This window comes from Cobetia crustatorum (genome assembly GCF_000591415.1).
GTDB lineage: Bacteria > Pseudomonadota > Gammaproteobacteria > Pseudomonadales > Halomonadaceae > Cobetia > Cobetia crustatorum.
In genome coordinates, this window is the sequence record NZ_JEMF01000004.1 from 14,371 (window position 1) to 25,005 (window position 10,635).

At 53.9% G+C, this 10,635-nt stretch carries 10 protein-coding genes; 3 read left to right on the forward strand and 7 right to left on the reverse strand.

The features are described from left to right. The first annotated feature begins 139 nt into the window (after positions 1–139). Both BF12_RS0100655 and BF12_RS18060 read left to right on the forward strand, forming a co-directional pair. Complete coding sequence (locus tag BF12_RS0100655; RefSeq protein WP_024950574.1) at positions 140–1,498, forward strand: GAF domain-containing protein; 1,359 nt, start codon at positions 140–142, stop codon at positions 1,496–1,498. Beyond that, the gene (locus BF12_RS18060) at positions 1,471–3,264 is read left to right on the forward strand and encodes a putative bifunctional diguanylate cyclase/phosphodiesterase (RefSeq protein WP_084487897.1); all 1,794 of its coding nucleotides are present in this window, start codon (positions 1,471–1,473) and stop codon (positions 3,262–3,264) included. The genes BF12_RS0100655 and BF12_RS18060 overlap by 28 nt, the downstream gene beginning before the upstream one ends. A 109-nt stretch (positions 3,265–3,373) precedes the next feature. Here BF12_RS18060 and BF12_RS0100665 read toward each other — a convergent pair whose 3' ends face one another. The 6 genes from BF12_RS0100665 to BF12_RS0100685 are packed head-to-tail and all read right to left on the reverse strand — an operon-like array spanning position 3,374 to position 8,142. Continuing rightward, positions 3,374–4,114 carry an efflux RND transporter periplasmic adaptor subunit gene (locus BF12_RS0100665; protein WP_169734493.1) on the reverse strand — a complete coding sequence of 247 codons (741 nt, stop codon included), beginning with the start codon at positions 4,112–4,114 and terminating at the stop codon, positions 3,374–3,376. Further along, complete coding sequence (locus BF12_RS21865; RefSeq protein ID WP_156941097.1) at positions 4,089–4,304, reverse strand: hypothetical protein; 216 nt, start codon at positions 4,302–4,304, stop codon at positions 4,089–4,091. The genes BF12_RS0100665 and BF12_RS21865 overlap by 26 nt, the downstream gene beginning before the upstream one ends. Further along, positions 4,288–5,469: a zinc metalloprotease gene (locus tag BF12_RS0100670; protein WP_024950577.1), complete on the reverse strand. Its 1,182-nt coding sequence runs from the start codon at positions 5,467–5,469 to the stop codon at positions 4,288–4,290. Before BF12_RS0100670 ends, BF12_RS21865 begins: the two co-directional genes overlap by 17 nt. Before the next feature lie 3 nt (positions 5,470–5,472). Then, entirely contained in the window at positions 5,473–6,849 is a 1,377-nt protein-coding gene (locus BF12_RS18065; protein WP_024950578.1) for an efflux RND transporter periplasmic adaptor subunit, read from the reverse strand. Next, positions 6,846–7,646 carry an efflux RND transporter periplasmic adaptor subunit gene (locus BF12_RS0100680; protein WP_024950579.1) on the reverse strand — a complete coding sequence of 267 codons (801 nt, stop codon included), beginning with the start codon at positions 7,644–7,646 and terminating at the stop codon, positions 6,846–6,848. The genes BF12_RS18065 and BF12_RS0100680 overlap by 4 nt, the downstream gene beginning before the upstream one ends. Positions 7,647–7,686: 40 nt before the next feature. Further along, positions 7,687–8,142, reverse strand: coding sequence for a hypothetical protein (locus BF12_RS0100685; RefSeq protein WP_024950580.1), 456 nt, complete (start codon positions 8,140–8,142; stop codon positions 7,687–7,689). 183 nt (positions 8,143–8,325) lie between these two features. On the opposite strand from BF12_RS0100685, the gene BF12_RS0100695 reads away from it, so the two are divergent. Continuing rightward, positions 8,326–9,413 (forward strand): IS3 family transposase gene (locus BF12_RS0100695; RefSeq protein ID WP_156941098.1). Its coding sequence is split into 2 segments (ribosomal slippage): positions 8,326–8,578 and positions 8,578–9,413, totalling 1,089 coding nucleotides; the frame shifts between segments, so codons are not numbered across the junction. Positions 9,414–9,416: 3 nt separating this feature from the next. Here the strand turns inward: BF12_RS0100695 and BF12_RS0100700 are convergent. Next, positions 9,417–10,331 (reverse strand): TolC family protein, encoded by a 915-nt coding sequence (locus tag BF12_RS0100700; protein ID WP_169734494.1) that lies wholly within the window; start codon positions 10,329–10,331, stop codon positions 9,417–9,419. Between the last annotated feature and the right edge of the window lie 304 nt (positions 10,332–10,635).

Below are 10,635 nucleotides of genomic sequence, written 5' to 3' on the forward strand. Positions count from 1 at the left end.
GCAAGATGGGAAGTACAATATTGATTCCCCGAAACTCTCTGCGTCATCACGATGCCAGGCTGTGATAGGGTTTATTTTTGACCGTCAACGACGCCTTTTTTATCCTTTGGGAAACTGCTACGCGATGCCGGACTCTCTCATGCTTGATACCTCAATCACCTCAGCCTGTATCGAGTCCCTGCGACGTGAAGAAGATCATCAGGCGCAGATGATCCTTGAGCTGGCAGCCAATCTCACCGGCACTTCCCTAGCCTTGATTACGCTTCGCGATGGCGATCAGCTAAAGCGCTGGCTCAGCCTGGATGACAATACCCCGGATATCGTACCGATCCACGACAGTCTGTGTGGCATGGCAGTCGTTCAGGGGGCAAGGCTAGTCACGCTCGATGCAAGCCAGCATCCCACTCTGCGTGATACCTGTTCAGTACAGGGCGACGGCATTCGCTACTACATTGGGCTACCACTGCGTAACACGCTAGGTGACGTCATTGGTTGCATGAGCATGTTCGACACCTCTCCACGTGAGACTCCGCCAAGTGATGGCACGCTCTCTCAGCTGGACAAGTTGGCGATGATGATCGGTGAGGCCGTCAAGCGACTGATGCAAGGTACTCGACTCAATACAGCGCTCCAGGACAGCCAGACGCGCGCCAACTGGATACTGTGCAGCATCTCGGACGGAATCATCGAATGGCAAGCAGGCCATGAGCGACTGACCATCTCGTCACGTCTGGAAACCCAGCTTGGCTATGCCCCCGGCACGCTGGACAGTCGACTTGAAGCGCTTCACGAGAGAGTGGCGCCGGAAATGCGTGAAGAGTTTCAGGCATTGATAAAAGATAATCGCTTGAAAAGTACTCCGTTTAGCATAGAGCTGCGTATTCGTACTCGACTAGGGGATTATCGCTGGTTCAAATTCCGTGCCCAGTTTGATGTCAGAGACAATGAGCCACGGCATTTCATTGGCTCGCTACTCGATATTCATCACCAGCACTTGGCCAATGTCGCGCAAGCCAACAAACTGCGGCGCTACGAGCACCAACAGGCTGCCCTTATCCGGCTCGGCAATACACGCCACATCGACGGCATCGATATTGAGACCCTGGAGCCATGGATTTGTCAGTTAGTGGCAGAAGGACTCCAGGTACGCAAAGTCAGTCTCTGGCGAATGAACGAGCAGAATAACAGCCTGCATCTACTTCATGTACGCGACTCATCTCTCCCCTCACCTCACGATGATACCGCTGACGCCTATCCTAAAACCCTTCCTCACGACCAACATCAAGGATATTTTTCAGCGCTGGATTCAGAACGAGTGCTGGCAATCGCAGATGTTTCCAGGGTAAACGAAGATCTGCTCTTCCAGGGAACATTCAGCAATGACATCAAAGCAATTCTTGATAGCCCTGTGCGCATGTCCGGAAAAATCGTCGGAGTTATCTGCTGCACCGAGTGCAATGCTCCCCGTGAATGGCTGATGATGAACTGGCTTTCCTGACGTCGGTCTGTGATCGCGTATCGCAACTGGCCACTGAGTGTGAACGCCACATCACGCAGCAACGCCTCAGCGCCAGCGAGCGCCGTTACCGTGCTACTTTTGAACATTCTGCTGTCGGAATGGCGCACTTGGGAAACAACGGCCAACTACTGAGAATCAATCAACGCATTGAAGATATTCTCGGTTATCCCACGGCAACTCTATCCCGTTGTTATCTACGCGAGCTGGTAGACCCTGAAGATCTGGACCACTTGCTGGAACAACATCAGGCGCTGATCAATGGGGAAAAAGAGTACTTTACTCAGCGCTGTCGCTTTATTCATGCCAGTGGCAATACCGTTCATGCTGACATCAGTATCTCTGCTATCGATCCAACACCCAACCAAGAAGGCTATACGCTGATTGCGCTGATCGATAACACGCTCAACCACACCATGTCGCAACGACTGATACACGAAGCCAATCACGATAGCCTGACCGGTCTGCTCAACCGTGCCGCTTTTCGCAGCAGGTTGACTCAGCTATGTGATAACGCCCGAGCAGACGATACGGTCCATTGCCTAGCGTATATCGATCTCGACCAGTTCAAGGTCGTCAACGACACCTGCGGTCACTCTGCTGGGGATGCACTGCTGATCCAGCTCGTCGACATCATTCGTGCCGAGCTTCGTCCGCAGGACTTCCTGGCTCGCTTGGGAGGCGATGAATTCGGACTATTGATGCCTGAAACGATGCTGGAAGTTGCCGAACAACAACTGGAACATCTGCGGAATACTGTCGCCAACTTCCGTTTCATGTGGGATGACAAGCTCTTCGGTGTCAGCTCAAGCATTGGTCTTGTCAGCATCAGCAGTCGTCATAATGATCCGCATCAATTGCTGAGCGCTGCCGATGCAGCCTGTTATGAAGCCAAAGATGCGGGGCGTAATCGTGTACATCGACACTGTGAATCGGGTGATCAGGTCACACTACGCATGCAAGAAATGCACTGGGTGACCGAAATAACAGCCGCACTGGAAGAACAAAGAATCGTGTTATTTCAGCAACCGATCGTGTCCACTCACGTTGGATGCGAGAGTGACTCCGAGTTGCATTATGAAGTCCTCGTGCGCCTCCGGTCGCGTGATGGGAGCATCATTTCACCCGGCGAATTTCTGCCTGCGGCAGAGCGCTATGGCCTATCAGCGGCTATTGATGAGCATGTCATTCGCGCATATCTGTCGTGGCTAGCATCGCAGAAATCTCATGCCGAGCGCCTGACAATGGTAGCGCTCAATCTCTCGGGACACTCCATCAGCAGTCCCAGTTTTCGAGAAACTCTCGTCACGCTTGTGAGAGAAAGTGGTATCCCCGGCAACAAGATATGCTTCGAGATCACTGAGACGGTGGCGATCACGCGCTTGAGAGATGCACGCACCTTCTTCGAAACGCTGGGTGAATTAGGCTGCTACTTCGCACTGGATGACTTTGGCAGTGGTGTCTCATCTTTCGGTTATCTCAAGAGTCTGCCAGTCGATTATTTGAAGATCGATGGTGCCTTCATTCGTGATATGGATACCAATCGCGTGTCCTACTCCATTGCACGTGCCATCGCCGAGGTAGCACGCGAAATGGGCATGAAAACCGTGGCCGAATTTGTCGGTAGCAAGGATGTCTTAGCCTCGGTATCGACCATCGGTGTCGATCATGTGCAAGGATATGCGATTGGAATGCCCAGGCCGCTGATGGAAACCTCATTAGCCAGCCCCATGCTTGAACATCACTAGAAGCGCTAAACAAGCTCTCGACAACAAACAGCAAAAAAGCACTGCCGGTGATGAACCGACAGTGCTTTTTTGTGAGTCAGACACTAAACCGCAGAACGCCACCACTCGCTTAGAAGCCAGACTCTCGCCGCCAGACACCGACAGCCTCTCGCCATGTGCGACTGACCAAGCTGCGCGCTTCGGTCTGCACATTGACCACGCCCCGTCGTCCAGGGATGGACTGTATCAATGCCTGTTCATGATCCATGGGCTTCAACGTCACGCGATAGAGACTGCGCCTCAGCTCAAGCTCACCCTCCGGCCCCTCGCGCACGCGCAATGGCCCACCATAAGGGATCGCCATTTCGGGCTGCTCCAGCACTTCTACCGATTGTGGCTCTACGTTGGTGACGCGCATTTCCATTGGCTCACCCGCAGGAGACAACGGATAGAACCATGCTGTTGCATCAGCAGAAATACGCAGTACCTCTTCTTCTTCAACCCACGCCGTAAGATGAACATTATCAGGGTTGCGTAACGTCATCAGCCATTCGCCCTTACCCACCCAGCCTCCTTCCATGAGTGCAGGATTCACGGAATGTACTTGACCAGTATAAGGTGCCATCAAACGGCCCGTAGCCTGCTCCGCCTCAAGCGCATTGACACGCTGCCGCTGAACCGTGAGATCAGCCTGGACCACAGGACTCTCCTGAAGAAGACGACGGTCCAAACCACTGGCAGAGCATCGCCAATCAAGCTGCTCAGTGCGTCGCTGAGCCGTGGCCAGTCGCTGAGCCACCTCGGGAGCACTGATGGTCGCCAGTGATTGCCCCGAGACCACGGATTCATCCTGCCTGACTGACACGGCCACCAAACGGAGCTTCCAGGCGAGTCGAGGCTTGCTCCAACCAGCCTGGAAGGCGTAATTCGCTTTGCCATGGCCACAACAGAAAAACACCCAGTGCCGCCACGATCAACGATGTACGCAACAAAGCCATGTTAGCCCGCGGCTTGCGCCCTTCGCTGAACCAGCGCCGTATTTCATTAATGATAGGCCGCATGATGAAATACCAGATCTCTACGGCAAACAGCACAATGCCGAGTAGCTTGAAGAAAAAGTGATAAACCGCCAAGGCGATGCCCAAGAAGAGCAATAAACGATAAACCCACACGCCCATTGCAAAGCCGATCAACGCACGTCGGGGTCGCTCTGGGGGGGGGTTCCTTGAATCCAAACAACCACTCACGCAGCTGCCAGCGCGCAAGCGCCTGTGAGCGGGGTTCCAGATTAGGCTGACGCCATGCATCGGAAAGTAGGTAATAACCATCAAAGCGCATCAACGGATTGAAGTTGACCAACGCTGACATGATCCAGGTGGTGGTCGCTAACCAAAAGCAGATCGTTCGCAGCACACCCTCCGGTAACAGGTGCCAACAAAGCAGCGCCAATATCGAGATCGATATTTCAACCGCGACACCGGCAATGTCCACCTTGACCCTATCGTTGCCCTCCGTCAGACGCCATGCATCGCTAGTATCGGTGTACAGCACTGGCCAGCCTACAATGAAGGCCACACCAATAGTGGGAACTCGAGCTCCCTTGGCCTTGGCAACAAATGCATGACCTAGTTCGTGCAGAACTTTGACGAACACCAGTGCGATGCCCAGTGTCAGCCAACCCCCTATCGCGCCCAGAGCTGCAAAGCTTGCCAGGAAGGTATCCAGTTGACGCACCGTCAGCCAGAGTCCGAGTAACAACATGGCAAGCAGACCCCAGAAGCAGCGTCGACTGCCCAGCCAACGAACCTTGTTCAGATGTCGATCCAGCCAGCGATCAGGATTGGCAAGTGGGATACGCACAAACAAATAGTGATGCATCAACCACTTCAATCCCTTGGGACGCGATTCCAGGCGGCGCTGATAGCGCTCCTGCTGCCCCGGATCACCGCACACCAGATCATGCTGGCGTAAAAAATCAGACAAGATGCGCAGCTGCTCACCCGGTACTTCACGCCCAAGGCTTGAACTGGCCTCTTTGGCCACTGTGGCCTCTTGCCCTCCTCTGATAAAGGGCAATAATTCAATGGCAGATTCGCCTAGCCGATAAAAGCGCTGAGCAACAGGGTCATGTAGCAACCAGCGCCGCTTACCATCACGATCCTGTTCAACGGGATGCAGCTTCAAGTCCTGGCGCAAGACCGCAAGCGGTGGAGGCTGAGAAATCATCGTCTACCACCCAATCCAGCTACGCAGAGATGCCCAAGGTCGCCGGAACAAATAATAGCCAAGCGTTACTTTCTCACCATTGACCTTGGCGGTACCACGCCAGCCAACACGCGGCAGATGCTCGGTATCGCGCAAAAGTGCGTGCGCCCGATATGCCAACTCGCCGTCTGGTGCCAGCTCGGCACGATAATTGACGTGCGTCAGGTGGGCATCACGTACCTGCGAGGGATCAACATTGAGAAACAGCGAGACATCCGCGCCTTCCTGCAAGGGAATGTTGTCCGCACTTGGCAGCCAGATCTCCACTTCGGCACCTCGTGTATCAGCCACTTCGAGCAGACGCTCCCCTAACCTGACCGGCCGTCCTGCCCAATCGCTGGCATCACCAATGATGGCAACGCCATCACGAGGTGCTTCTACGCGGACTCGCGTCAGCTGCTCCTCTAGAAAGTTAACATCAGCACGCGCTTGCTTGACCTGAGCCAACAGCAGCGGCACTTCTGCACTCGCCGCACGATCGGTGAAGGCACGCTGGCGCGCACGTGCATACTCGGCCTGCGCCACTGCAAACGACTGACTAGCTTCAGCCAGTCGCCCTTTGAGCTCAGCATCGTCCAGCCTGGCCAACAACTGCCCTTGCTTCACCTGCTGATTGGGTGCAATGGACAGCTCCTTCAACACACCATCCAATGGCGAGCGAATGATACTACTGACCTCCGGCACGATCTCCGCCTGACCCAGAACGGATAAACGAACGGGCACCAGCATCAATAGCGCTAGCGTAGCGATCACGGCTCCCCATAACAGGCGCTTGCCGAGAGGAGCGCGCGTTCGTCCTGAATGTCGCGCCAGTACATTCTCAGCACCTTGTACCCAATGGGTCAGCAAGCGCTGTTCTGATTCATTCCAGGGCTTCTCACGCAGCAACAACAGACCACCTTCGATACGCCCTCGCCATACCATGGGTACCCAGATACCTTCGCGCGGCCAATGCTCACTCCATTGCCCCCCCAGGATTGAATCACGCTCAGTCAACCGCTCTGGAGTAATGAGCACTATCTGTTCAGGCTTGTCAGCTGACTCTGCCGATACCTTGCGAGAAATATCCGTACGATCAAGCTCGAGGGCCTTGATTACCCGACGCACCCAATGAAGATAAGGGCTCTGCTGCTCGACATCCGTGGCGCCGGAGTGCGCCGTCAACTTGCCGTTACTGACCAACAGCAATTGCCGAGCAGGAAACAAATACGCCGTATCATTGACGAGCACATATTCAGCTTCGCGTCGTCCCTTGGCACCCATCAGGCGCTTTTGAAGAGTGATCAGCCCTGCCAGGCGGTCCGTCGTCACGCTACCTGACATTTCAACACGCCGATTCATTGTGTCGCGTCTCCACTATCCACTGACAACGGATTCAATGAAGGGAAGCGTACTTCACCGCTCATGCCTGGCTTGACGCCTACATCTGGCGTTGTGTCAGGTAGCGCAATCACTTTGAGCGTCTGGCTGACAGGATCAATGCTATCGACTACACGTACAACCTTGCCGGACATCTCTGCACCGGTGGCATCGGCCTTGAACGTCATTTCTGTGCCGTTACCCACCTGTCCCAACCACATGGCGGGAATGACTGCCTCAATTTCGAGCTGATCCGAACTTACAAGCTCAAGCATCGGCTCGCCATTGGAAACGAATTGGTAAGGGTTAACGGCACGCGACACTACCTCGGCATCAAACGGGGCCGTGATAGTGCAGTCACTCAAGTAGACATCCGATAACTTAACCGACGAGCTAGCCTCATTGACGGCAGCACGCGAAAGATCTACCTCCAACTGACTGACATTGTCGTAACGCGCCAACTGTTTGTTGACCTTGTATTGAGAGCTGGCCCCGGACAGTCGTGCACTCGCGACAGCTCGCTCAGCCTTGAGCGAACGGCAGTCAAAACGGATAAGGACTTCGCCCTTCTTCACTTCTTCCCCCGCACGCCGGTTGACCTCCAGCAAGCGCCCCGAAAGAGGCGCCGCCAGAATGGTAGAGTTGATAGCACTGACCTGACCGCGAACGGTCGGCACATCAGCAGCGTGAGTCACACTAGCGAGTCCAGGTAACGCAACGCACAGCAGAATGCCGCCCAGTTTCGCCCAATAGCGCTTTCGATCGTCATGTACTGTCATATCGGCAGCGTCCCTGTTCAGAAAAGTTCGAGGCGCTGTCTCACAGACTCGCCTGCCCCTGTGTTGCGGTAGCCTCGGGTTGTGCTTCAAGCCAAAATGCAGGGTCCTGCAACGGCAAGGTGCCACTTGACCACTGACGGAATGCTTCATTCAGATTGTTGGCCAGCGCATCGACATCGTAACGCTGATAGTCCTCGGGTACCGGATTGAATCCAAGGCTGAACAGGAATCCACCGTAAGCATCTTGCGCATCAGCATAAGCAAGCGAGTTACTCAACACTGAATTCAGTGCCTTGGCTTGATTCAGCAAAGAGGCTGTACCGGAGATGGCACGACTGGCACGCGCTTGTTTGCTGAAGTCAGCAATTTGCTCATCGAGCGCCTGAAAACGCTGAGCAATGCTCAGACTGTCCAATGAATTGTGATATTGCTGCCAACCCAAATTCACGCGTGCCAGTGTTGCCATATTGCTGGCCAGGCGACGTGCCTCAACCATCTGATCTCGCGCTTCGTTCTGTGCCTTGATCTCGTTAATCGCGAGCAGGCGGAAGATATTCCAGCTGACACGAACCCCTGCCTGCGCCCAGGTGTCGTTATAGAGATAACTGGGTAATCCCCCCGAAAAACCAGAGTGTTCAAAAGTAGAATTTTCCGTAAGCTAAGCGCAGGGAGATTCTGCATGAAAAAATCACGTTTTTCCGACAGCCAAATACTGTCAATTCTCAAGCAAGCCGAAGGCGGCGCACCAGTTCCAGAGCTGTGTCGTGAGCATGGCATGAGCAGTGCGACTTTCTACAAGTGGCGAGCTAAATTCGGCGGCATGGATGCGTCCATGATGGCCCGGCTGAAAGAGCTAGAGGATGAAAACCGACGGCTCAAGAAGATGTACGCTGAGGAACGATTGAAAGCGGACATCCTCAAGGAAGCCATCGAAAAAAAGTGGTGAAGCCGTCTCGACGCCGTGAGATGGCGCAGAAAGCCGTCAATGAGAAGCGCATCAGTATTCGACTGGCTTGCTGGATGTTCAGCATCAGCGAGACCTGCTATCGCTACCGGGCCAAGCTCAGCAGCGAGAATACCAAGATCGCCGACTGGCTAATCCGGTTGACCCATAACCAGCGCAATTGGGGCTTCGGCCTGTGCTTTTTGCACCTGAGAAACGTCAAAGGGTTTGGCTGGAATCACAAACGGGTTTACCGAATTTATCGGGAGCTGGAACTGAACCTGCGGATAAAACCCAAGAAACGCCTGGTTCGTGAAAAGCCGGAGCCATTGGCAGTGCCGGAAATGATCAATGACAGTTGGTCGATGGATTTCATGCACGACCAGCTCAACGATGGTCGCAGATACCGGCTGCTGAATGTGATTGATGACTTCAACCGCGAAGGCCTTGGCATCGAAGTAGACTTCTCACTTCCGGCAGAGCGTGTTATCCGATCACTGGAGCAGATCATTGAGTGGCGTGGCAAACCGCGCTCTATTCGATGTGACAACGGCCCTGAATACATCAGCGGCAAGTTGGCGAACTGGGCGGAAAACCAAGGCATTGTGTTGGCGTTTATCCAGCCCGGCAAACCCCAGCAGAATGCCTATATCGAACGCTACAACCGCACGGTGCGTTACGATTGGCTGGCACAGTATCTGTTCGACAGCACCGAAGAAGTCCAGGATTATGCTACTCGCTGGCTCTGGCACTACAATCACGAACGACCCAATATGGGACTCGGAGGAATCACTCCTCAACAGAAGTTGGCCATGATGGCCTAAGGTCTACTTTTGAAGCCCTCTAAAAATGGGGGGATTACCACTGTTGCTGTCGTAATTCGCGCTGTAAGAGAACTCAAGCCCGGGCAGCAAGCGCAACATGCTCTTACGCGCTTCCCGTTGAGCGATTCGGGCGTTATACAGCTGACCGATATATTCTCCGCTATTGGCGAGAGCAACACGCTCAAGTACATCAAGATCATTGGAAGGCAGCGGTGGCAGTGCTGGTAATTCACTAGGTGATTCAAGTGGAATTTCTGCATTGGGCGATTGATTGATCAAACTCGCCAACTCAATCTGCGACGTTTCGACTGAGCGCTGCAAACTTTTGAGATTACGCATGATCGACAGCAATTGGCGTTGCTCCTGGAGTACGTCCAACGGTGCACGCAGTTTCTCGCGTTGAATTTCCTCCAACTGGCCAAGTGCCTTTTCGGTATCAATGAGCAAGACGTCAATACGAGGCTTGAGCTTCTGCGTAACAGCAGCTTTCCAGTAGGCGCTGCGTGTCTGCTGAAGTAATTTGGCCATAATGTCACGACGCGCACTCTTGACGATCAGGAAGCGATCAGACTCCTGCTTGGCCTTGAGATAGCTGACGCCAAAATCCAATACATTCCATGAAAGACGCAAGTCTGCATTCGAGCGATCCTTGTCCACAGAAGTGGACTGGGCAAGGCTCTGTACACCAGTACGCACATTTTCACTGGAAGACGCATCTTCATTACTACGGCTAGTAAAACCAGCATTGGCCGCGAGTACGGGCAGCATATCCATCTTGGCAAGGTTGAAGCTCTGTTCTGCCAAGGCCTGTTCCATCAGCTTGACGCGATTATCAAGGTTGTACTTGAGTGCGCGCGCCATCGCATGATTGAGATCCAAAGGCTCTGTAATCGCGGGCGTCATCTGCTGAAACAACACCTCATCACCCTGTATCGCTGTCGCAATATCCTGACGCCCCAGTGGTTCAGGTTGTACGGTGCCACATGCGGACAACACAACGCCCGCTGCACTGATGGCGACCATGGTCGCCAATGTTTTGAGGCGCCCTTTCCCTTTGGGCGCTAGCTCAGGCGATACCTGAAACGCGTACCCAGTCGTTAGTCCCGTCATGATGTAGCCCCTGTCCCTTACTCTTGTATGCCCGCCTTTCATTTCAGGCGGGAATGAATCTTGTGACTAAAGCCGATAGCGAAATGCTTTTTGGTGTTCTTGAGTCACCTGC

Bases quoted from the DNA above. Each gene is read 5' to 3' on its own strand.
- BF12_RS0100680 (WP_024950579.1), bottom strand. From the start codon at position 7,646: ATGACAGTACATGACGATCGAAAGCGCTATTGGGCGAAACTGGGCGGC.
- BF12_RS21865 (WP_156941097.1), bottom strand. From the start codon at position 4,304: ATGCGGCCTATCATTAATGAAATACGGCGCTGGTTCAGCGAAGGGCGC.
- BF12_RS18060 (WP_084487897.1), top strand. From the start codon at position 1,471: ATGGCTGATGATGAACTGGCTTTCCTGACGTCGGTCTGTGATCGCGTA.
- BF12_RS0100685 (WP_024950580.1), bottom strand. From the start codon at position 8,142: ATGGTTGAGGCACGTCGCCTGGCCAGCAATATGGCAACACTGGCACGC.
- BF12_RS0100655 (WP_024950574.1), top strand. From the start codon at position 140: ATGCTTGATACCTCAATCACCTCAGCCTGTATCGAGTCCCTGCGACGT.
- BF12_RS18065 (WP_024950578.1), bottom strand. From the start codon at position 6,849: ATGAATCGGCGTGTTGAAATGTCAGGTAGCGTGACGACGGACCGCCTG.
- BF12_RS0100670 (WP_024950577.1), bottom strand. From the start codon at position 5,469: ATGATTTCTCAGCCTCCACCGCTTGCGGTCTTGCGCCAGGACTTGAAG.